This window comes from Streptomyces sp. NPDC048507 (genome assembly GCF_043199995.1).
In the GTDB taxonomy this organism is placed as follows: Bacteria; Actinomycetota; Actinomycetes; order Streptomycetales; family Streptomycetaceae; genus Streptomyces.
Window position 1 is genome coordinate 41,775 of record NZ_JBICWZ010000026.1, and the last position, 20,170, is coordinate 61,944.

At 73.6% G+C, this 20,170-nt stretch carries 20 protein-coding genes; 9 read left to right on the top strand and 11 right to left on the bottom strand.

Annotated elements, in window-relative coordinates; genetic code table 11:
• Positions 1 to 17 precede the first annotated feature (17 nt).
• Complete coding sequence (locus tag ACGFXC_RS35560) at positions 18 to 944, bottom strand: cyclase family protein (RefSeq protein WP_393719077.1); 927 nt, start codon at positions 942 to 944, stop codon at positions 18 to 20.
• A gap of 119 nt (positions 945 to 1,063) precedes the next feature.
• On the opposite strand from ACGFXC_RS35560, the gene ACGFXC_RS35565 reads away from it, so the two are divergent.
• From ACGFXC_RS35565 to ACGFXC_RS35575, 3 genes are read left to right on the top strand one after another with little or no spacing between them, the layout of a single operon-like run.
• A complete protein-coding gene (locus tag ACGFXC_RS35565; protein WP_393719055.1) occupies positions 1,064 to 1,975 on the top strand; it encodes an SDR family NAD(P)-dependent oxidoreductase in 912 nt (303 codons plus the stop codon).
• Between the two features lie 8 nt (positions 1,976 to 1,983).
• On the top strand, positions 1,984 to 3,201 hold the full coding sequence (locus ACGFXC_RS35570; protein WP_393719056.1) for an acyl-CoA dehydrogenase family protein: 1,218 nt from the start codon (positions 1,984 to 1,986) through the stop codon (positions 3,199 to 3,201).
• The gene (locus ACGFXC_RS35575) at positions 3,198 to 4,265 is read left to right on the top strand and encodes a Zn-dependent alcohol dehydrogenase (protein ID WP_393719057.1); all 1,068 of its coding nucleotides are present in this window, start codon (positions 3,198 to 3,200) and stop codon (positions 4,263 to 4,265) included. Before ACGFXC_RS35570 ends, ACGFXC_RS35575 begins: the two co-directional genes overlap by 4 nt.
• A gap of 80 nt (positions 4,266 to 4,345) precedes the next feature.
• Here ACGFXC_RS35575 and ACGFXC_RS35580 read toward each other — a convergent pair whose 3' ends face one another.
• On the bottom strand, positions 4,346 to 4,978 hold the full coding sequence (locus ACGFXC_RS35580; protein WP_393719058.1) for a flavin reductase family protein: 633 nt from the start codon (positions 4,976 to 4,978) through the stop codon (positions 4,346 to 4,348).
• 206 nt (positions 4,979 to 5,184) lie between these two features.
• On the opposite strand from ACGFXC_RS35580, the gene ACGFXC_RS35585 reads away from it, so the two are divergent.
• Positions 5,185 to 5,988, top strand: a complete 804-nt coding sequence (locus ACGFXC_RS35585; protein WP_393719059.1) for a VOC family protein — start codon at positions 5,185 to 5,187, stop codon at positions 5,986 to 5,988.
• 9 nt (positions 5,989 to 5,997) lie between these two features.
• Here the strand turns inward: ACGFXC_RS35585 and ACGFXC_RS35590 are convergent, their stop codons facing one another.
• The 3 genes from ACGFXC_RS35590 to ACGFXC_RS35600 form a co-directional block, all read right to left on the bottom strand.
• Positions 5,998 to 6,807, bottom strand: a complete 810-nt coding sequence (locus tag ACGFXC_RS35590) for an enoyl-CoA hydratase/isomerase family protein (RefSeq protein ID WP_393719060.1) — start codon at positions 6,805 to 6,807, stop codon at positions 5,998 to 6,000.
• A gap of 127 nt (positions 6,808 to 6,934) precedes the next feature.
• Positions 6,935 to 9,169 carry an acetate--CoA ligase family protein gene (locus ACGFXC_RS35595; protein ID WP_393719061.1) on the bottom strand — a complete coding sequence of 745 codons (2,235 nt, stop codon included), beginning with the start codon at positions 9,167 to 9,169 and terminating at the stop codon, positions 6,935 to 6,937.
• A gap of 173 nt (positions 9,170 to 9,342) precedes the next feature.
• Positions 9,343 to 10,539, bottom strand: coding sequence for a flavin-containing monooxygenase (locus ACGFXC_RS35600; RefSeq protein ID WP_393719062.1), 1,197 nt, complete (start codon positions 10,537 to 10,539; stop codon positions 9,343 to 9,345).
• 182 nt (positions 10,540 to 10,721) lie between these two features.
• Here ACGFXC_RS35600 and ACGFXC_RS35605 point away from each other — a divergent pair, with 182 nt between their 5' ends.
• From ACGFXC_RS35605 to ACGFXC_RS35615, 3 genes are all read left to right on the top strand, one after another.
• A complete protein-coding gene (locus ACGFXC_RS35605; RefSeq protein WP_393719063.1) occupies positions 10,722 to 11,174 on the top strand; it encodes a DoxX family protein in 453 nt (150 codons plus the stop codon).
• On the top strand, positions 11,171 to 11,611 hold the full coding sequence (locus tag ACGFXC_RS35610) for a Zn-ribbon domain-containing OB-fold protein (protein WP_393719064.1): 441 nt from the start codon (positions 11,171 to 11,173) through the stop codon (positions 11,609 to 11,611). Before ACGFXC_RS35605 ends, ACGFXC_RS35610 begins: the two co-directional genes overlap by 4 nt.
• A gap of 155 nt (positions 11,612 to 11,766) precedes the next feature.
• Positions 11,767 to 12,048, top strand: coding sequence for a hypothetical protein (locus tag ACGFXC_RS35615; protein WP_393719065.1), 282 nt, complete (start codon positions 11,767 to 11,769; stop codon positions 12,046 to 12,048).
• A 105-nt stretch (positions 12,049 to 12,153) separates the two neighbouring features.
• On the opposite strand, the gene ACGFXC_RS35620 is transcribed toward ACGFXC_RS35615, so the two are convergent.
• A complete protein-coding gene (locus tag ACGFXC_RS35620; protein ID WP_393719066.1) occupies positions 12,154 to 12,813 on the bottom strand; it encodes a pyridoxal 5'-phosphate synthase in 660 nt (219 codons plus the stop codon).
• Between the two features lie 24 nt (positions 12,814 to 12,837).
• Here ACGFXC_RS35620 and ACGFXC_RS35625 point away from each other — a divergent pair, with 24 nt between their 5' ends.
• On the top strand, positions 12,838 to 13,413 hold the full coding sequence (locus tag ACGFXC_RS35625; protein ID WP_393719067.1) for a hypothetical protein: 576 nt from the start codon (positions 12,838 to 12,840) through the stop codon (positions 13,411 to 13,413).
• A 118-nt stretch (positions 13,414 to 13,531) separates the two neighbouring features.
• Positions 13,532 to 14,017: a RidA family protein gene (locus tag ACGFXC_RS35630; protein WP_393719068.1), complete on the top strand. Its 486-nt coding sequence runs from the start codon at positions 13,532 to 13,534 to the stop codon at positions 14,015 to 14,017.
• 29 nt (positions 14,018 to 14,046) lie between these two features.
• Here the strand turns inward: ACGFXC_RS35630 and ACGFXC_RS35635 are convergent, their stop codons facing one another.
• The 5 genes from ACGFXC_RS35635 to ACGFXC_RS35655 all read right to left on the bottom strand — a co-directional run bounded on the left by ACGFXC_RS35635 (position 14,047) and on the right by ACGFXC_RS35655 (position 19,736).
• Positions 14,047 to 14,886 carry a PhzF family phenazine biosynthesis protein gene (locus ACGFXC_RS35635; protein WP_393719069.1) on the bottom strand — a complete coding sequence of 280 codons (840 nt, stop codon included), beginning with the start codon at positions 14,884 to 14,886 and terminating at the stop codon, positions 14,047 to 14,049.
• Between the two features lie 97 nt (positions 14,887 to 14,983).
• Entirely contained in the window at positions 14,984 to 15,817 is an 834-nt protein-coding gene (locus ACGFXC_RS35640) for a proline hydroxylase (protein WP_393719070.1), read from the bottom strand.
• A gap of 140 nt (positions 15,818 to 15,957) precedes the next feature.
• A complete protein-coding gene (locus ACGFXC_RS35645) occupies positions 15,958 to 16,149 on the bottom strand; it encodes a hypothetical protein (protein WP_393719071.1) in 192 nt (63 codons plus the stop codon).
• Between the two features lie 120 nt (positions 16,150 to 16,269).
• On the bottom strand, positions 16,270 to 19,251 hold the full coding sequence (locus ACGFXC_RS35650) for an alpha/beta fold hydrolase (RefSeq protein WP_393719072.1): 2,982 nt from the start codon (positions 19,249 to 19,251) through the stop codon (positions 16,270 to 16,272).
• A gap of 158 nt (positions 19,252 to 19,409) precedes the next feature.
• Entirely contained in the window at positions 19,410 to 19,736 is a 327-nt protein-coding gene (locus tag ACGFXC_RS35655; RefSeq protein WP_393719073.1) for a hypothetical protein, read from the bottom strand.
• Between the last annotated feature and the right edge of the window lie 434 nt (positions 19,737 to 20,170).

Below are 20,170 nucleotides of genomic sequence, written 5' to 3' on the forward strand. Positions count from 1 at the left end.
CGCCCCGCCCGGGCGGATCAGAGGACCGCGACCGGGGCGACCGGGGTGCCCGTGCCGCCGACGAAGGGTTCCGGCATCGCGGACAGCAGGAACGCGTGGCGGCCCGCTTCCGCACAGGCTGTGGACAGCTCCTCCAGGTTCCAGTTCTGGCCCTGGTGCATGCCCATCTCCACCAGGTGGAGGGCGTGCACCGGCAGCCACAGGTTCTCGATCTCCGGCGGGAAGACCTCGAAGGTCAGGGTGTCGTTCGCGACCGCCGCGACGTCGCGGGCGTGGAACCACTCCGGGGTGTGCACGGACAGGCCGGGGGACGGGTACCCGTACCCGTGCTTGTCGCCCGCCAGGTAGACCTGGACCTGCCCGGTGCGCACGAGGACGACGTCGCCCGCCCGGACGGTGACCCCGGCGAACTCCTCCGCCTCCGCCAGGTCCCCCGGCGTGACGGCGTGGCCCCCCGGCAGCCGGTCCAGGCCCTTCGCGCGGGCCACGTCCAGGAGGACTCCGCGCGAGACGATCGGGGTGGCCTTGTCGATGCCGCTGAACTCGGCCCGCCCGTGGGCGGTGATCGTGGATGCCGGGCGGCCGTTGTAGATCCGGCCCGAGTGCGAGACGTGCGTCAGGGCGTCCCAGTGGGTGGCCGACTGCAGGCCCATCGTCACGGAGTCGTCGCTGCACGCCACCGTTCCGGGGCCGAACAGCTCCTGGTTGATCTGGACCATGGTGTGCAGCGGGTTGGTCCGCCCGGGGATCATTCCGGACTGCACCCCGTCCTCCTTGAGGGGCAGGGCCAGGGGGATCCGGCGGCCCGTGCGGACCTCGGCGGCGGCCGCCCGGACGACCTCCCCGGTGATCAGGTTCAGGGTGCCGGTCTCGTCGTCGGCGCCCCAGCGGCCCCAGTTGTTGACGCGCTTGGCGATCTCGTGGAACTCGGGGGGCAGGGTCATGGCTTCCATCAGCTCCTGGCGGGTGCGGCGGGCAACAACGGCAACGGGGTCTTGTGCGAAGGGATCCGGCTGGTCATAGAATCTAACGGACCGTCAGAAAACGCGGGAAGGGGCCGGACGTGGGGAACTTCTTGGCAGGCAAGGTCGTCGCCGTCACCGGCGCGGGCCGGGGCATCGGGCGGGCCGTGGCACTCGCCGCCGCCGCCGAGGGCGCCCGGGTCGTCGTCAACGACTACGGCGTCGGGATCGAGGGCGGCGAGCCCACCAGCGAGATAGCCCAGGCCGTGGTGAAGGAGATCACCGCGGCCGGCGGGCAGGCCGTGGCCGTCGCGGACGACATCTCCACCATGGCGGGCGGGCAGCGCATCGTCGACACCGCCCTCGCCGAGTACGGGCGCGTCGACGGCGTCGTCTGCGTCGCCGGGATCCTGCGCGAGCGGATGCTCTTCAACATGTCCGAGGCCGAGTGGGACCCGGTGCTCGCCACCCACCTCAAGGGCACCTTCACCGTCTTCCGGGCCGCCTCCGCCGTCATGCGCAAGCAGGGCACCGGCACCCTCATCGGCTTCACCAGCGGCAACCACCAGGGATCCGTCGCCCAGGCCAACTACAGCGCCGCCAAGGGCGGGATCATCTCCCTCGTCCGCAGCGCCGCCCTCGGGCTCCACAAGTACGGGGTCACCGCCAACGCCGTCGCCCCCGTCGCCCGCACCCGCATGTCTGCCAACGTGCCCATGGAGCTGAAGGAGATCGGCGAGCCCGAGGACGTCGCCGCCCTCGTCACCTACCTGCTCAGCGACCGGGCCAGGGGCGAGGGGATCACCGGGCAGGTCTACACGATCGCCGGCCCCAAGATCGCCGTCTGGGCCCAGCCCCGCGAACTGCGCGCCGCCTACGCCGACGGCGCCTGGACCCCCGAGCGGATCGCCGACTTCCTGCCCGGCTCGGTCGGCACCGACCCGATGCCCATGCTCGCCCAGCTCGAAGCCATGGCCAGGGCGGCGGCCGCCAAGGACCGCCCCAACACGTAGGGAGCGGCGTGGACTTCAGCTTCGGGGACGAGGACGCACAGCTGCGCGCCCGGGCCCGCGCATGGCTCACCGAACACCTCGTGGGCCCCTACGGACGGGCCCGCGGCCTCGGTGGGCCGGGCAGCGAACACGAAGGGGCCGCCGCCCGCCGCGACTGGGAGCGCGAGCTGGGCCGCGGCGGCTGGATCGGCCAGGGCTGGGAGGTCCCCGACGGCGCCTACGGGCAGCGCCGGCTCTCCCCCACCGGCCAGGTGGTGTGGGCCGAGGAGTACGCGGCGCTGCGCGCGCCCGGCCGCGTCGGACACATCGGCGAGAACCTCCTCGCGCCCACCCTCATCGCCTACGGGACCCCCGAACAGCAGGACCGCCACCTGCCCGCCATCGCCCGTGGCGAGGAGCTGTGGTGCCAGGGCTACAGCGAGCCCGGCGCCGGATCCGACCTCGCCGGGATCCGTACGTCGGCCGTCCGCGACCCGGCCGACGGGCGCCACCGCGTCACCGGGCAGAAGATCTGGACCTCCCTCGCCCACGACGCCGACTGGTGCTTCGTCCTGGCCCGCACCGAAGCCGGCTCGCGCCGCCACCACGGCCTGTCCTTCCTCCTCGTACGGATGGACCAGCCCGGCCGCGTCGAGGTCCGTCCGATCCGGCAGATGTCCGGCACGGCGGAGTTCAACGAGGTCTTCTTCGACGGCGCCGTCGCCGAGGAGAGCGTCGGCGGCGAGGGCAACGGCTGGACCGTCGCCATGGGCCTGCTCGCCCTCGAACGCGGGGTCTCCACCCTCGTCCAGCAGATCGGCTTCGCCGCCGAACTCGAACGGGTCGTCGGCGCCTACGCGGCCCGCGGCGCCCCGGACCCCGTGCTGCGCGAACGCCTCGTACGGCAGTGGGCCGAGCTGCGCACCATGCGGTGGAACGCCCTGCGCACCCTGGGCGCGGCCGGGGAGCCGGGGGGCGCGGGCGATCCGGGCGCGCCCAGCGTGGCCAAGCTGCTGTGGGGCGGCTGGCACCGGCGGCTGGGGGAGCTGGCCGTCGAGGTCCGCGGCGCGGCGGCCACGGCCGGGCCCGGTCCCTGGGCGCGGGGGGCCGCGTACGAGGACGGGCTCGACGAGGAGCAGCGCCTGTTCCTGTTCACCCGGGCCGACACGATCTACGGCGGTTCGGACGAGATCCAGCGGAACATCATCGCCGAGCGCGTGCTCGGCCTGCCTAAGGAGCCCAGGTGAGAGGCGTCGTGTTCGACGGCAAGCAGGCCCAGGTGGTCGACGACCTGGAGGTCCGGGACCCGGGCCCGGGGGAGGTGCTGGTCGCGGTGTCGGCGGCCGGGCTGTGCCACAGCGACCTCTCGGTGATCGACGGGACGATCCCGTTCCCGCCGCCGGTGGTGCTCGGGCACGAGGGCGCCGGGGTGGTGGAGGCGGTCGGCGCGGGCGTCACGCACGTGGCTCCGGGCGATCACGTGTCGTTGTCCACGCTCGCCAACTGCGGGGCGTGCGCGGACTGCGACCGGGGCCGGCCGACGATGTGCCGCAAGGCGATCGGCATGCCGGGGCAGCCCTTCTCACGGGGCGGGAAGCCGCTGTTCCAGTTCGCCTCGAACTCGGCGTTCGCCGAGCGCACGATCGTCCGGGCCGTCCAGGCCGTGAAGATCCCCGAGGGCATCCCGGCGGCCTCGGCCGCGCTGATCGGCTGCGGGGTGCTCACGGGCGTCGGCGCCGTCCTGAACCGGGCGAAGGTGGGCCAGGGGGAGTCGGTGGTGGTCATCGGCACCGGCGGGATCGGCCTCAACGTCCTGCAAGGGGCCCGGATCGCGGGGGCCGGGACCATCGTGGCGGTCGACGCGAACCCGGCGAAGGAGGCGGTGGCCCGGCAGTTCGGGGCCACGCACTTCATCGACGCCACGGCCGTGGCGGACACCTCGGCGGCCGTCCGCGAGATCCTCCCGACGGGCACGGACCACGCCTTCGAGTGCGTCGGCAGCGTCAAGCTGATCCGGCAGGCGATCGACCTGCTGGACCGCCGCGGCCAGGCGGTGCTGCTGGGCGTGCCGGGCTTCAAGGAGGAGGCGTCCTTCCTCGTCTCGTCCATGTACCTGGACAAGACGATCATGGGCTGCCGGTACGGGTCCTCGCGTCCGCAGCGCGACATCGCCCTGTACGCCGAGCTCTACCGGCAGGGGCGGCTGCTGCTGGACGAGCTGGTCACGGAGGTCTACCCGGTCGAGGACTTCGCGAAGGCCGTGGACGACGCCCGGCACGGCCGGGTGGCGCGCGGGGTGCTCACCTTCTGACCCCGGTGCGCGTGCCGCGACCGGTGCGCGTGCCGCGGCCCCGCCCTTCCCGGGCGGGGCCGTGGTGCGCGTACGGGGCTCTACTCGCCCTCGGCCAGGCGGCCGAAGCGGCCCTTGTGGAAGAGGAGCGGGCCCTCCTCGCCGGCCGCGCCCATGGCCTCGACCCGGCCGACGACGATCAGGTGGTCCCCGCCGGTGTGGACGGCGTGGATCCGGCAGTCGATCCAGGCGGGCACGTCCGCGAGCTGCGGCGATCCGGTGGCCGGGGCGGGCCGGTGGGCGACGCCCGCGAACTTGTCGGCGCCGCTGACCGCGAAGGCCCGGCACAGCGCGCCCTGTCCGGCTCCGAGGATGTTGACGCAGAACACTCCGGCGCGGGCGATCCGCGGCCAGGTGGTCGACGTACGGGCCACCATGAAGGTGACCAGGGGAGGGTCGAGGGAGAGCGAGGCGAAGGACTGGCAGGCGAAGCCGGCCGGGTCCTCGCCGGGCCCGGCGGGCGGGGCGGTGACGATCGTGACCCCGCTGGCGAAGTTGCCGAGGACGGCCCGGAATTCGGCGGGGCTCACGGGCGCCCGCTCGTCCCTGCCGACGGCCCGCAGGTCGGGGCGGGGCAGGGCGTCGACGCGGTCGGGCTCCGGCCCGGCGGAGGTGGGGGAGCCGGCCGACCTGAGGTATCGGACGACGGTGGCCGCCATCCCTGCGTGTCCCATCACACGACGATTGAACCTGACGGAGCGTCAGATGGGAAGGGGGGCGCGGGCGCGCCGCAACCGGCGCCCCCGCCCCCCGCGGCCGCCTGCCGTGCCGTTCCCCCGTACGGGTGAAACGGGTCCTCCCGCACGGCCCGTACGGGCCCGCGTGCGCGGCGGCTCGGCATCGTGTCGGGCGGTACCCGCGGCACATCCCAGGAGGCATCATGCTCGGCACCGACTTCCGCACCGGATCGCCCAACTGGCTCGATCTCGGCAGCCCCGACACCCGCGCCGCCGCCGCCTTCTACGGCGGCGTATTCGGCTGGGAGTTCACCCCCGCCGGCCCCGAGGGCGGCGGCTACGGGTTCTTCCGGACGGGCGGCGGGACCGTCGCGGCGCTGGGCCCGCTCACCGAGGAGGGCGCGGCGTCCGCGTGGATGGTCCACTTCCAGAGCCCCGACGTCCGGGCCACCGCCCAGCGCGTTCGCGACGGCGGCGGCACGGTGCGCACGGAGCCCATGGACGTCATGGGGGAGGGCGTGCTGGCCCAGTTCACCGACCCCCAGGGCGCCCAGTTCGCCTGCTGGCAGCCGGGCAAGACCGGCGGCCTCGACGTGGCCGGCGCCGAGAACTCCCTGGTCTGGGTGGAACTGCACGTACCGGACCAGCAAGCCGGCATCGACTTCTACGCCTCCCTCTTCGGGTGGCGGCATTCCGGGATGCCGATGCCCGGCATGCTGTACCAGGTCCTCAGCGTCGCGGACGGCGCCCAGGACCAGGGCTCCTTCGGCGGGGTCGCGCCCCAGGGCGGGGCGGACGACTGGGCGGGCGCCGCGGCCGGCGAGACGTCCCGGTGGGTCCCGTACTTCCACGTGGGAGACGTGGACGCCACCGCGGGCCGGATCCAGGACGGCGGCGGCAGCGTCCTCGTGCCCCCGGCCGACCTGCCCGCGGTCGGCCGGATCGCCTGGGCCGCGGACCCGGCGGGCGCGGTCTTCGCCCTGCTGAAGCCGAACCCGCGGACGTGACCCGGGGGTTCAGCGGCCCAGGTACTTCGGCGTGCGGCGTTCCACGAAGGCGGCCACGCCCTCGTTCGCGTCGGCGGTGGTCATGTTCAGCTCCTGGGCGGTGGCCTCGGCGGCCAGGGCGGTCGCCCGGTCCCCGTCCAGGGAGGCGTTGACCAGCTGCTTGGTGAGCGCCAGGGCGCGGGTCGGGCCCTGTGCGAGGCGCTCCGCCCACGCGCGGGCGGCCGCCTCCAGCTCCCCGGCGGGGACCACCTTGTTGACGAGCCCGAGCCGGGCCGCCTCGTCCGCCGGCACGGCGTCCCCGAAGAACATCAGCTCCTTGGCCTTCTGCGGCCCCAGCAGGCGGGGCAGCAGGTAGGCGCCGGCGCCGTCGGGGACCAGGCCCCGGCGGACGAACACCTCGATGAAACGGGCTCCTTCGGCTGCGATGACGAGGTCGCAGGCGAGGGCGAGGTGGGCGCCGATGCCGGCGGCGGTGCCGTTGACGGCGGCGATGACGGGCTTCTCGCAGTCCAGCACGGCGGTGATCAGCCGCTGCGCGCCGAGCCGGATCATCCGGGCCACGTCCCCCGCGACGCGCTCGGCGCCGGGGGCCGCCGGGGCGCCGCGCAGGTCGGCGCCCGCGCAGAACCCCTTGCCGGTGGCGGTGAGGACCACCGCCCGTACGCCGGGGTCGGCCGAGGCCGCGTCCAGCAGCGCGATGACCCGCTCGCGCTGCTCCCCGGTGACGGCGTTCATGGCCGCGGGGCGGTTGAGGGTGATCCACGAGACACCGCCGTCGATGCGGTGGAGGATCTCGTCGCCGGTGGCGTCGCTGGCCATGGGGTGGGACTCCCTTGCGGTTCGGGGACGGTCGCCGGGCGGGACGGCCGCCGGGCGGTGCGGGGACCGGCGGCGCGGTGCTTCGGGGCGGGGCAGGTGCAGGGGCCGGGCCGGGCCGGGTCCGGGGTCAGCGGCAGATGGCCAGGGCGTCCAGGGCCACCGCGCCCTGGCCTCGGGGCAGGACCATCAGCGGGTTGATGTCCAGTTCGGACAGGACGTCGCCCAGTTCCAGCGCCATCCGCTGGACCCGGAGGATGACCTCCACCAGGGCGTCGACGTCGGCCGGCGGGGCGCCGCGGACGCCCTCCAGGAGGGGGTGGCCGCGCAGCTCGGTCAGCATGTGGCGGGCCTGGTCCTCCCCGAAGGGCGGGACGCGGACCGCCGCGTCCCGCAGTACCTCCACCAGGACGCCGCCGAGGCCGACGGTGACGGTGGGGCCGAAGAGGTCGTCCTGGGTGACGCCGACGACCATTTCGACGCCGCGCTCGACCATCTGGCAGACCAGGACCCCGTCCAGCGGGACGTTCTCGTAGCGGGCGATGTCGGTGAGCTCGCGGTAGGCGTCGCGGATCTGGCTCGCCGAGGTGAGCCCGATCTTGACCAGGCCCAGTTCGGTCTTGTGCCCGAGCTGGGGGCCCGAGGCCTTCATGACGACCGGGTAGCCGACCAGGCCCGCCGCGCGGACGGCGGCCGCCGCGCTGGTGACGAGCTGCTCGCGGGGCACCCGTATCCCGTAGGCGCGCAGCAGCTGCTTCGCGGCGTGCTCGCTGAGCTGCTGGCCGGGTCGCATCAGGGCGTGGGCCTTGCGGAAGGAGGGGGAGGGGGTGCGGGGGGCCTCGTCGAAGGGGGAGCGGTAGGCAGCGGTGAAGCGGTGGTGGCCGAGGTAGGCGCGGACGGCGGTGATGCAGTTGCCGAAGGTGCGGAACGTCGCCACGCGGGAGGAGCCGAGGAGGGTGGTGCGGTAGGCGTCCTCGGTGCCGACGGGGGAGCCCCAGATCACGCAGATCAGCTTGTCGGTCTGCTCGGCCGCCTCGACCAGGTCCTGGGCGAGCTTGTCGCTCATCGGCGGGAAGGGACCGGTGATGGGGCAGATCAGGACGCCGACGGAGGGGTCGGCGAGGATCGCGTCGATGATCTTGCGGCCGCGCCAGTCGCCGACGGGGTGGCCGCCGTTGTCGACGGGGTTGGAGACGCCGAGGTAGTCGGGGATCCACTGGTGCAGCTCGCGCTGCTTGTCCTCGGACAGGGTGGGCAGGCTCAGCCCCGCCTCGGTGGCCAGGTCGGAGAAGTGGGCGCCGGTGCCGCCGGAGATGGAGTAGACGACGACCCCGTCGGCCCGCGGGGGCCGGGCGCGGGCCAGCAGGGCGGCGGTGTCCTGGAGCTCGTCGAGCCCGTCGACGCGGATCACCCCGAACTGGCGCATGGCGGCGTCCACGACGGTGTCGGCGCCGGTGAGCTTGCCGGTGTGGGAGGCGGCCATGCGGGCGCCGGTCTCGGTGCGGCCCACCTTGACGGCGACGACGGGGACGCCGTTGCGGGCGGCGCGGTCGGCGGCGAGGAGGAACTGGCGGCCGTCCTTGAGCCCCTCGACGTAGCAGGCGATGGCTCCGACCTCGGGCTGCTCGGCGAAGTAGGAGATGAAGTCGGAGGTCTCCAGATCGGCCTCGTTGCCCGTCGGTGCCCAGTGGGACAGCCGGATGCCCAGTTCCTGGAGGGTGTAGACGGGCCGGCCCTGGTGGCCGGACTGGGTGATGAGGGCGATGGCCGGACCGTCGAGGTCCTCGCGGAAGGCCTCGAAGGCGTTGAGGTTGGTGTTGGGGCCCAGCAGCCGCAGGCCCGAGCGCTTGACGGCGGCGGCGAGGCGGGCCTGTGCGACGGCGCCGGCCGCTCCGGTCTCGGCGAAGCCTGAGGCGAAGGCCACCGCGAACTTCACCTTCGTGTCCGCCAGTTGCTCGATGACGGGCAGCGGGTCGGAGACCAGCAGCACGGCGAGGTCGACCTGTTCGGGCAGGTCGGCCACGGAGGCGTGACAGGGCAGCCCGAACACGCTGGCGCGGGTGGGGTGCACCGGGTGGATGCGGGCGCCGACCCGCCCGGCCCAGGCGATGAGCTGCCGCGTGATGCCCGTGTTCGGTCTGCCGTCGGCGTCCGAGGCGCCGACGACGGCCACGGACTCGGGCCGGAAGAACCGGTCCAGGTCGGGCACATCGGAGTGCAGGGGACGTCCGCTGACGTCCAGCTCGGCCGCCTCCCCGTCGGCCGGGGCCGCCGTGGAGTGGACGGCCGTCCTGGGGGTCTCCCCGCAGGCCTCGACACGTGCGCGGAAGTCGGTGGTGAGGGTGCCGTGAGTAGATCCAAGCATCGTTCCGCCCGCTCCTGCTCGATGAACCTCGATGAAATCCATAGCTGACGCGTAGTCAGATTACTGAACTGACGCGCCGTCAGGAACAGGGATGCGCAGGAAAGGTGGTGGAGGTGATGTGTGTGCCAGAACGGTGGCAGAACCGTCCGGGGAGGGTCCAGACCCGTTTCGGCCTACGCGGACGCCCCCGCGCTCCGGCCGCGGCGGCCGGAGCGCTCCCGCCGGGCCAGCGCCCGCGCGATCCGCTCCGCGTCCAGGGCCAGCTCGCGCAGCATCCCGCTGATCGGGTTCGTGTACCCGGTGAAGTACAGCCCGGGCGCCCCGGCCGGGGTCCGCGCCCCGTGGACGAGGGGCCGCCCGCGCCCGTCCAGGACGCCGAGGTGCCCCACCAGGGCCTCCAGCCCCCGCCGGTACCCCGTCGCCGCGATCACCGCGTCCGGACCGATCCGCGTACCGTCCGCCAGCACCACCGCGTCCCCGTCGAAGGAGACGACCGCCGCCACCGGCTCCACCCGGCCCCGGCGCACCGCGTCGATCAGCCCCACGTCCTGCACCGGCACCGCCCCCTGCCGCACCCGCGTGTACAGGCCCGCCGCCGGCCGCGGCAGCCCGTACGCCGACAGGTCCGGTATGGAGACCCGCGCCAGCAGCGCCCCCAGCCGGTCCACGACCGCCACCGGCAGCCTGCGCACCAGGATCCCGGTCCGCTGCGCCGGCCACCCGGCCGTCGAGCGGCGCACGATGTGCGGCGCGGTCCGCACGGCCAGGCGCACCCGGGACGCCCCGCCCTCGACGAGGTCCACGGCTATCTCCGCCCCGGTGTTGCCGACGCCGACGACGAGCACGTCCTGCCCGGCGTACGGGCCCGGCTCCCGGTACGCGGCGGCGTGCAGCAGCCGGCCGGTGTACCCGGCGCGCCCCGGCCAGTCCGGCAGCGCCGGGGTGTGGTTGAAGCCGGTGGCCACGACCACCGCCCCCGCCGCCAGCATCCGTCCGCCCGAGGCGTGCAGGGTCCAGCCCGCCCCGTCGGCGGCCCGCTCGATCCGGGTCACCTCGACGCCCGTGACCAGCTCCAGCTCGTGGAACTCGGCGTACTTCTCCAGGTAGCGCACCACGTCCGCGCGGGCCACCCAGCGCCCGAACCGGCGCGGGACCGCCAGCCCGGGCAGCGCCGACAGGCGCCGCGTGGTGTGCAGCCGCAGCCGCTCGTAGTGGCCCCGCCAGGACGCGCCGACGGAGTCCGTCCGCTCGACGACCACGGCGCGCACCCCGCGGGCGCGCAGCGCGGCGGCGACGGCGAGGCCGCCGGGGCCCGCGCCGATCACGTACACGGGACGGGGCTGGGTGCTGGTCAGGTCGGGCTCGGACATGAGGAGTGAGCGTATCGACACACAGCGTTGATGGGTCTCGGACGAGGAGGGAATCGATTGCGGATCGATCACGGTGGCCGCGCGGCGGGCCCCGGCGCCGCGGGGGCCTTGCGGGATCGGCCCCGATCCGCTGAACTGACGTACCGTCAGATCGACGGGTCGAGTGGGTGGGTGGGTGAGGGATGCAGACCATCTGGCTCAGCGGCGCCGAATGGCTCGCCGTGCTGCGCGTGGGGCTCGGCCTGTGGTGGCTGGAGAGCTGGCGCCACAAGGACAAGAAGGGCTGGTTCGAGCGCGGTACCGGCATCGCCTGGGCCGCCGACGTCGCGGGCAAGCACCGCTGGCCCTTCGTCAAGAGCGGCTTCGCAAAGGTCGTCCAGCCCCGCCCCCGGCTCATCGCCCACGTCGTCGTCTACGCCGAACTCGCCCTGGGTCTCGGCCTGGTGCTCGGCCTCCTGACCCCGGTGGCCCTGATCGGCGGACTGCTGCTGAACCTGCTCTACCTGGTGCTGATGATCCACGACTGGGCCGAACAGGGGCAGAACGCCATGATGGCGCTGATCTCGCTCGTCGCCCTCTTCGCCATGGCCTGGCAGACCTGGTCCCTCGACGCGTCGATCGGAATCTTCCTGTGAGCACCGGCGCCGCCACCGGCCCCCGCCACGACCTCCCCGAGGCGGACGACTTCACCCGCCCCTACTGGGACGCTGCCGCCCGCGGCCGCCTCCTGCTGCGCCGCTGCGCCGACTGCGGACGCGCCCACCACTACCCCCGCGAGTTCTGCCCGTCCTGCTGGGCCGGCGAGGAGCGGGTGTCCTGGGAGGCGGCGAGCGGCCGCGCGACGCTCTACACCTGGTCGGTGATCCACCGCAACGACCTCCCGCCGTTCGGCGGACGCGTCCCCTACGCCGCGGCCGTCGTCGACCTCGCGGAGGGCCCCCGGATGATGACGGAGGTCGTCGACTGCCCGCACGCGGACCTGCGCATCGGCATGCCCTTGGCCGTCACCTTCCGCGAGGCGGCGGACGGCATTCACGTGCCTGTCTTCCGGCCCGTGGCGGACAAGCTCTGAAAACCCTCAATTGACTTGCCGTCCCCCCGGCCGCCCACCATGATCGGGCCAGGCAGCGCACCGCGGCACATCCCCTGACCAGGGATGAATGCAAAAAACGACGGAGCGCGAAATGCCTTGTACGCCAAACCGAGGGGAACAATCGAATGACGAACATGTCGCGCAAGCTGAAGACCGGGGCCGTAGCGGTCGCGGCGACCCTGGCCATCCCGGTGTTCGGCCTGCTCACGGCCTCGCCCGCGGCAGCCGGCAGCTGCGACTTCGGCGGGGGCGGCGGCGACCGCTGCACGGAGCGCTTCGTTCCGTCGAAGCAGAACTGTGACGGGATATTCGCCTACCTGCGCTCGCACGGCGGAAACCTCGGGAACATGAACAACACGTTCCAGAACGAATGGCGCCAGTGCGCCGCCGCCTACATCGGCTTCGGCAAGGGCTGATACGGACCGGCCCTTTCTCCGTGCAGTGCGTCGCATTGCACGGAGAAAGGGCCTTCGCCGTTTTCCGCCGCCGCGTGCCGATGCGTGCCGCTGCGCCCCTACGCCCTACGGCCAGAGCAGCTCGCGCGTCCACGCCCCGTCCGCGGTGCGCCGGTAGCGCAGCCGGGTGTGGCGGCGGGCGGCGTCGCCCTGGAAGAACTCCGCCTCGGTGGGGTCGAGGACGTACCGGGTCCAGGTCGGCGCGGGGGCGTCCGGCTCGGCCCCGGCCCGCTCCCACGCCGCCTGCGACGCCCGCACCAGCTCCTCGGCGGAGCCCAGCACCTCGCTCTGCCGCCCCGTCAGCGCGGCCGCCAGCGCCCCGCGCGAGCGCACCGCCAGGTCCGCCCGGCTCTCCTCGGGCCCGCACGCGCCGACCCGGCCCCGGATCCGCACCTGCCGTCCGACCGCCGGCCAGTAGAAGCACAGGGCCGCCACCGGGTGCGCCGCGAGCTGGCGGCCCTTGGCGCTGGTGGCGTGCGAGGCGAAGTGCCAGCCCCGCTCGTCGGCGTCGTGCAGCATCAGGACGCGTACGTCGGGCAGCCCGTCGGCGTCCACCGTGGCCAGGCTCATGGTGTGCGGCTCGGCCTGCCCCGCCCGCGCGGCCCGCACGAACCAGTCCCGGAACAGGGGCAGCGGCCCGTCCGGAGCGCTCGCGGGATCGAAGCCGGGGAGCTCGGTGTCCCACACCCGCAGGGAGTGCAGGGTGGTGTGGAAGTCGCTGGTCATGCGCTCAGGCTAGGGTGCCCGGCCATGGAGATGCACAGAGTTGTGGTGCGGGGGCTGACGGCCCTCGCCGCGGTGGCGGCCGCGGTGGCGGCCGTCGTCCCCTTCTGCGACCGGCCCGGCGGCCCGGCCCTGCTGGCCGAACTGGACCGTCCCGCGGTGTTCGCCGCACTGGCGGCCCTGTGCCTCTCCGGCGCGGCCCTGCTCGGCTCCCGGCGCCCCGGGCTCCGCAAGGCCGCCGGAGCCGTCCTGGCCGCCGCGGCCGTCCTGGGGGTGCTCGCCGTCCCCGCCCACGCGCTGGCGGGCGACCCCTTCCCCGACCGGGAGTGGGACGTCCCCGCCCCCGACGGCTCCGCCCGCCGGCTGGTCGTGGCCCACACCCCCGGGCTGACCGGCGGGAGCTGGCGGGTCTACGTGGAGGCCGGGAGCTTCCCGACGGCCCGCCGCCACCCGGTCGCCGCGTACCCCGCGGGCTCCGCGAAGGGGGTCCTGGAGGCGTCCTGGCAGGGCCCCGGCCGGATCAGGCTGATCGGCCTCGACCACACCCACCACGACCTCCGCGTCACGGCGGCCGGCCGCCCGCTCGACCCGCTGAACTGGTAGCCGGGCGGGGCCGCTTAGCAGACCGGACGCCCCCGCGCCGGGGAAGCGGCCAGACGCCCGCGGCGCGGCCCGGAGGGTGGCAGCATGGGCCGCCGGGACGAGGTCACCAGGGGGTGCCATGAGCGACGGCGTACGCGAGAGGCTGGCCGGACTCGGTCTGCGGCTGCCGGAGGTGAGCCCGCCCAAGGGAGCCTACGTGCCGGCCGTGCGCACCGGGAGGTACGTGTTCGTAGCGGGACAGATCCCCCTCACCGGCGGCGAGCTGACCGTGACCGGCAGGGTGGGCGCCGAGGTCACGGTCGAACGGGCCGCGGAACTGAGCCGCCAGTGCGCCCTCGCCGCGCTGGCGGCCGTCGACTCGGTGGCGCCGCTGGAGTCCTTGGTGCGGGTGGTGAAGGTGGTCGGCTACGTGTCCTCGGCGCCCGGCTTCACCCGCCAGGCCTCGGTGGTGGACGGCGCGAGCGAGCTGTTCGTGGAGGTGTTCGGCGACGCGGGCCGGCACGCCCGCAGCGCCGTCGGGGTGGAGATCCTGCCGCTCGACGCGCCCGTGGAGATCGAGATCGTCGTGGAGGTCACCCCCCGGCCCCTCGGCGACGCGCTCTAGGACCGGGCGGGGCTGCGGCGGGGCGGGCCTCAGGCGATCGGCACCGCCGTGCCGGTGACCTCGATGCCCGCCGCCGGATCCGCGGGCACGCCGACCCTGATCAGGCTCGGCCGCCCCATGTCCACCCCCTGGTGCACGGTCAGCAGCGCGGGCGTGGCGACCAGGCCGAGGGCGCGCAGGTACCCGCCGAGCGCGGCGGCCGCCGCACCCGTCGCCGGGTCCTCCACGACGCCGCCGGGCGGGAAGGGGTTGCGGGCGTGGAAGACGGACTCCGACTCGCGGTGGACCAGGGCCACCGTGGCCCAGTCCCGGCGCGCCATCAGGTCGCCGAGCGCGAGCATGTCGTAATCCAGGTCGGAGAGCCGCTCCCGGCTCGCGGCCGCGATCACCGGGTGCCAGGCGCCGGCATAGGCGGCCCGGGGCGGCAGGGCGGGATCGAGGTCGGCGGCGGACCAGCGCAGCGCGGCCAGCAGCTCCTCCAGATCGGCCTCGGCGAGGACCTCCGTACGGGGGGCCACGCTCACCAGCGTCGCCACGACGCTGCCGTCCGGGCCCGCCGCCGTGGTCACCGGGACCTGTCCCGCCCGGGTGTGCAGCAGCAGCCGGCCCACGCCGTGGCGCCGGGCGTGGGCGACCGCGGTGGCGATGGTGGCGTGCCCGCAGAACGGCACCTCGGTCTGCGGGCTGAAGTAGCGGATGTCGAGCGCCCCGTCCTGGCGGGGGACGACGAAGGCCGTCTCCGAATAGCCGACCTCCGCCGCGGTGGCGGCCATCGTCGGCTCGTCGATGCCGGTGGCGTCCAGCACCACACCCGCCGGATTGCCGCCCAGCGGGTCGGTGCTGAAGGCCACGTAGCGCAAGAGGTCCATCCCCCGAACGTAGTCCCAGCCCGATGGCCCGTCAAAAAACCGCGCGGATGGGTGCGTTGGCCTCCGGGCGGGCGAAAGGAGCAGCTCGGAGGGCCGGTCAGGCCCAGGTGAGCAGCTTCCCGGACGCGGCGACGCCCACCGCGAATCCCAGTGCGATTCGGCGGTCCCCGTGGCTGGGCCGTACCGCGTGGAAGAAGCGGGGGTCGATGAGCAGCGCCTCGCCGACCTCGGGGGTGAGCTCGATGGACTCGGCACCGCGCACCACCTCCTCGTCGTACCCGTAGGAGGCGGCCGGGATCCGGTGGGCCTCGTCCTGTGGCTGCCAGCGGTGGCGCCACAGCACCGTCTGACCGCCCGACGGGGGCACGCTGAGGTACAGGTTGAAGGCGAACTGCCCGATCAGGGGCGTGTCCAGGAGATCGCCCGCGTACTCGCGCAGGGCGTCGTCGAAGTGCACCTGGAAGCCCTGGTTCGGCTCCCGGGCCACTCCGGCGCCCATCTCCCGGCCCTCGCGGCGGCCGACCTCCACCCCGGGCGGCCAGTGCGCGGCGAGCCCCTCCCGGCAGGTGCGGAACGGATCGAACGACAGCCCCAGGCCCGCCCAGGCCTCGTGGTGCCCCTCCAGCGCCTTCCAGTAGCTGTCGGCGACCCCGCCGTCCGCCATGTGATCGCTGACGCCGACCCCGAACCGCATCACCGGCGGATGGATGCGGGCCCGTCCGTACGAGTCGAACACCTGTGCCTTGAGGGCGTCGAGCACCTCCGCGCACCGCTCACGGGGCAGGAAGCCGGGCACCCGCACCGCCGCGTACCGGCCGGCGGCGAGACCGGCGAGCAGCTCGTGGGAGAACGCCGGAGCGGTGACGGCGCGGAAGAAGGGATCGTGCGGTGGTCCCGGTAACAGGTCGTCCGTGGATCGCGCTTTCGTCATGCGTTCGCCCCCCGGTCATCGAGAACAGAGCTACGAAGAGACAGAGCGGTGCAGATGAGGAGAAGAGCAGAGCACAGGAGCAGAGGAGAGCAGAGGAGAGGAGAGGAGAAGGGTGAAGGGGATAGGGGGAGGGAGACCGGCTATCCCGGGTGCGCCCCGCTCGTGGCGCGGAACGCGGTCTTGGCATCGAGTTCGAGCGCCTGGCGGCCGGCCTCCAACGCCTCCATCGCGATCCGTCTGCCGACCTCCGCCTGCATCTCCTCCAGGTGGCTCCCCGGAGCACCCCACTGCAGGGACTGGTCGTCGTTCGTATCGGTGGGGAGAGCGTTCATCGGCGGACCTCCGCGCGTTCGGTGTGGGGTGCGTCACACAGGGTGAAGCACCGTCAGGCTACGCGCAAGTGCCCGACGGCCGGTGGAGTTCCGTACAACTGCCCCCCGTTCCAGGAGGTTTCAGCCCGGCATTTCCCGCTCCAGCTTGCCCAGCAGCGTCTTCGCCTGCACGGAGAGCGGGTGCTCCGAAGCCACCACCCGGTCCAGGTCGTGCATCAGCGCCTTCAGCTTCTTCACCGCTTCGGGCGTACGCCCCCGGATCCCCAGGAGCACCAGCACGTGGGTGAACCGGAACCGCATCACGAGGTTGGAGTCCGCCGGCTGGGACGCGTCCCGCAACGCCTCCCGGATGACCTGGTCCGCCTCCTCCTCGCGGGCCTGGCCCAGCAGGGCGTGCGTCAGCGTCTCGCCCACCCGCAGGATCTCCGGAGTGGAGGGCGGCCAGTGGTTGCGGCGGCTGATGTCCAGGATCTGCCGCGCCTCGGCCTCGGCCTCCACGTACCGGTCGAGCGCGAGCATCGCCCGGGCCAGGGTGTGCCGCACCACGAGCGTGTCGTAGTTCTCGGGACCGCGCACCTGGTTCTCCGCCTCGACGATCGAGCGCAGCATCAGCTCGACCTTCTCCCGCTCCTTCTTGTCTCCCTTCTGCTCGTTGATCGCGCGGGCGAGCTTGTGCCGGCTGGCGAGGGTGTCGGCGTCGTTCTCGCCCAGGATGCGGGTGCGGGCCTCCACCACCAGCCGCAGCTCCTCCTCGGCCAGCGTCAGCTGCTCGCGGTCGAGGTGGACGCGGCCCTGCTCGTGGCGCAGGCCCAGGATCTCCCGGTCGTCGCGGTCGAAGCCGAAGGAGGAGCAGCCCTCGATCAGGGAGTGCACCAGGTCGTACGCGGGCACCAGCAGCCCCATCGCGATCAGGTAGCGGGCGGTCAGCCGGGCCAGCTCCAGGGCCGCCGTCCGTACGGTGCGGTCGGACGGCTTGAGGTCCCCGAGCAGGCAGGCCCGGGCGACCTCCAGCGCGTGCGGGGCGAGCGCCGACCACAGCGGCCAGTTGGCCGGGTGGTCCGGATTGCGCAGGTGGGTGGCCGCGAGCACCATGCGTACGGCGAGACCGTAGTAGTCCGCCGGCCGCTCCCGCACCTCCTCGTTCTCGCGCAGGACGCCGTGCACGACGGGGTGCAGGGTCAGTACGTGGGCCAGGTCGCGTTCCGCGACGCCCTCGCGCTCGTAGGCGTCGATCAGCCCGAAGTCCTCCAGGCCCGCCAGCGCGGCGGCGGTCCGGGCCGGAGTGACGCCGGGAAAGAGGGGGGACTGGCCGAGCGCGGGACCGCCGAGCAGGCAGCGGTAGGGGATCGGAGCGATGCTCAGGCAGGCCAGGACCTTCAGCAGGGTCGCCGACTGGCCCAGGCTGCGGCGGCGCAGCAGGTCCAGGGCGATCCCGCAGACCTGGTCCACGATCTCCCGGCCCAGCAGCTCGCTGAGGTCCGGCCCGGCCTGGTCGGCGGAGGTGCCGACCCGCGCGGCGAAGGTCCGGCGGAAGGTCTCGAAGTCCCGGATGTCGGAGTCCAGGGAGACGTGGCTCTCGTTGACCGCCTTGATCGCGTCCGCGGCGTGCCGCAGCGCGAGGGGCAGCCCGCCCAGCTCCCGCGACAGGCGCCGGGCGTCCTCGTTCGTACCGCCCAGGCCCCCGGTCCGCTCCAGCAGCAGGGACGCGCCGTCGTCCTCGTGCAGCGGCAGCACCTGGTGGACGGTGCTCCAGTCGCCCCAGGTCTGCTGGCGGCGCACCCGGCTGGTGACCAGGACCGTGCCGCCCGCGTTCTGCGGCTTGCGCAGCCAGCCCGTCCCGTCGGACACCACGCCGTCGCGGGGCCCGAGGCGGGCCGGGTCATCGGCGTTGTCGAAGATCAGCAGCCAGGGGTCCGGGCAGTCGTTGAGCAGCTTCCACACGAGGTCCATGGCGCTGCCGGTCAGCCAGGCCCGTTCGACCGTGATCGAGGGCGCGCCGAGGTCGTGGGCCATCATCCGCATGCGCAGGCTCAGCTCGGGCATCGACACCCACCACACGCGGTGCCCGGCCCGCTGGGCCCGGTCGGCGACCTCCAGGGCCAGCCGGCTCTTCCCGGAACCGCCCAGCCCCGCCAGGACGTTCACCTGCTGGGCGGAGTTCCCGGACAGCAGGGAAGCGGCCAGGCTCTGCCGGTCCTGCCCCTTGAACTGGCCCTCCTCCAGCTTGCCGTACGGGGGCGGCGGGAACGGCGCCAGATCCGCCTCGCCGGCGGCGGGTGCCGGGAGCAGCGGCCGCCCCGAGGTTCCGGCCGCCGTCCGGGGACGGGCGGGCGCCAGCGCGATCCCCGAGACGGCCGCCACCCCGGACTCCCCGTCCGCCGCGGCGGTTCCCCGGGCGGCCTCGACCAGGGCGCTGCGCACGGCCATGTAGGAGGCGGCGGACCGGTCTTTGGGCTGCACGATCGAGAAGTGGTCGGCGGTGACCACCCCGCCCTTGGGGAAGACCCCGCGGGCCACGACCGGCGGCACGATGTCGTCGGCGGAGCCCCCGTAGGCGCGCACGGGGATGGGGCATTCCTGGTCCCCGTACTCGCGGCCGTGGACGACCGCGCTCAGGACGGTGCGCTGGGCCTCGGTCACGGCGCGGTCGAAGGGCCGCAGCTGCGTCTCCTGCGGGTTGCGCCACACCTTGAGGGCCTTGCGGACGGTGAGGAAGAAGCCGGAGCCGGTGTTGGGGCAGGCGAACATCGTGAAGTACTTGATGCGGGCCAGATCGCCGCCCTCGCCGTTCCACAGCTTGCGGGCGAGGAACCGCTGCACGACCAGGCCGCCCTGGCTGTGGGTGACGAGCACGATCCGTTCGGCGTCGGAGAGCTCGGTCTCCAGGAACGTTCCGAGCTGGTCGGCGACGTCGTCGGTCTCGGCCACCCGCCGGTCGGGCCGCAGCCGCACGAGGGGGGAGTCGTACTGAAAGGGGTGCACGCTGACCCAGTCGGCGAGCTCGGGGTCGGATTCGATGAGTTCCCGAAAGGTCTTCCACACCTTCGACGAGGAGAACAGGCCGTGCACCAGCACGAGGTGGACGCGTGTCCGTACCGCCATCCCGAACCTCCGTAGCCAGAAGGTGTGTTGAAGCAGAACGATTTCGGTCGCAGGTGAAGAGCTACCCGCGTCAATGATGCATGAGGGGCGACCGTAGGAGCCATAACGAGACAACCGCCGACCCGGGGTGGGGGTGGGGGTGGTGCGTGGCGGCCGGGCTAGTCGCTGTACGTCTCGAACGTGACGACGGCGCCGTCCCTCCCCTCCCAGCGCACCGTCAGGCGGGCGTCGTCGATCCGGCCGAGTGTGGGGGGAACGATGGCGAGGGTGAGGCCCTCCGGCGATTCGTACACGCCGTCCGCCCCGCTCCCGGGCCCGTACACCTGCCTGCGCCGGTCTCCGTGCAGGGTGCGGAGCCAGGGGCGCGCCTCGGCCCGGGGGACCCGGAACGAGCCCTTCCATGTGCTCTCGAAGAGGGGGTCGTCGGTCTCGGTGCAGTCCTCGCCCGCCACGTGCGGCGGCAGCTTCCATCCGATGGCCGCCATGGCGCGAGCGCAGGGCGTGGAGCGCACCACCACGGGGCCCGGGTTCAGGCACTCGTACATCCACCAAGCCGCTTGGGTCCCGGCCACGAGAGCCACGGCGATGGCGCCGTAGATGATGGCCCGCCTCGCTGCGAGAGGTATGGGCTTCAGCTCCGGCATGGGTCCCCCGTGGGTCGCTCTGAAATTTCGAACGCGTTCAATGATGCCCGACCATGATCGGCAACGGGGATGGTGGGGGGCGGGGGCGGGGGAAGGCGGGGTCGGGGGAGGGCGGGGTCCAGTGGGGCGGTGTCAGGGAGGGTTTGGTGGTCTCCCGTCAGTCTCATCGTCCTTCCGTGGCGGGACGGTCCCTCAAGGGCGCTCCTTCGTCGCGTCGCTTCGCGATGGCCTTCGGCCACCCTTGACCGACCGTCCCGCCACGGAAAAACGAAGAC

Bases quoted from the DNA above. Each gene is read 5' to 3' on its own strand.
- ACGFXC_RS35560 (WP_393719077.1), bottom strand. From the start codon at position 944: ATGACCCTGCCCCCCGAGTTCCACGAGATCGCCAAGCGCGTCAACAAC.
- ACGFXC_RS35580 (WP_393719058.1), bottom strand. From the start codon at position 4,978: ATGGGACACGCAGGGATGGCGGCCACCGTCGTCCGATACCTCAGGTCG.
- ACGFXC_RS35585 (WP_393719059.1), top strand. From the start codon at position 5,185: ATGCTCGGCACCGACTTCCGCACCGGATCGCCCAACTGGCTCGATCTC.
- ACGFXC_RS35590 (WP_393719060.1), bottom strand. From the start codon at position 6,807: ATGGCCAGCGACGCCACCGGCGACGAGATCCTCCACCGCATCGACGGC.
- ACGFXC_RS35595 (WP_393719061.1), bottom strand. From the start codon at position 9,169: ATGCTTGGATCTACTCACGGCACCCTCACCACCGACTTCCGCGCACGT.
- ACGFXC_RS35600 (WP_393719062.1), bottom strand. From the start codon at position 10,539: ATGTCCGAGCCCGACCTGACCAGCACCCAGCCCCGTCCCGTGTACGTG.
- ACGFXC_RS35605 (WP_393719063.1), top strand. From the start codon at position 10,722: ATGCAGACCATCTGGCTCAGCGGCGCCGAATGGCTCGCCGTGCTGCGC.
- ACGFXC_RS35615 (WP_393719065.1), top strand. From the start codon at position 11,767: ATGTCGCGCAAGCTGAAGACCGGGGCCGTAGCGGTCGCGGCGACCCTG.
- ACGFXC_RS35620 (WP_393719066.1), bottom strand. From the start codon at position 12,813: ATGACCAGCGACTTCCACACCACCCTGCACTCCCTGCGGGTGTGGGAC.
- ACGFXC_RS35625 (WP_393719067.1), top strand. From the start codon at position 12,838: ATGGAGATGCACAGAGTTGTGGTGCGGGGGCTGACGGCCCTCGCCGCG.
- ACGFXC_RS35630 (WP_393719068.1), top strand. From the start codon at position 13,532: ATGAGCGACGGCGTACGCGAGAGGCTGGCCGGACTCGGTCTGCGGCTG.
- ACGFXC_RS35635 (WP_393719069.1), bottom strand. From the start codon at position 14,886: ATGGACCTCTTGCGCTACGTGGCCTTCAGCACCGACCCGCTGGGCGGC.
- ACGFXC_RS35640 (WP_393719070.1), bottom strand. From the start codon at position 15,817: ATGACGAAAGCGCGATCCACGGACGACCTGTTACCGGGACCACCGCAC.
- ACGFXC_RS35645 (WP_393719071.1), bottom strand. From the start codon at position 16,149: ATGAACGCTCTCCCCACCGATACGAACGACGACCAGTCCCTGCAGTGG.
- ACGFXC_RS35650 (WP_393719072.1), bottom strand. From the start codon at position 19,251: ATGGCGGTACGGACACGCGTCCACCTCGTGCTGGTGCACGGCCTGTTC.
- ACGFXC_RS35655 (WP_393719073.1), bottom strand. From the start codon at position 19,736: ATGGCGGCCATCGGATGGAAGCTGCCGCCGCACGTGGCGGGCGAGGAC.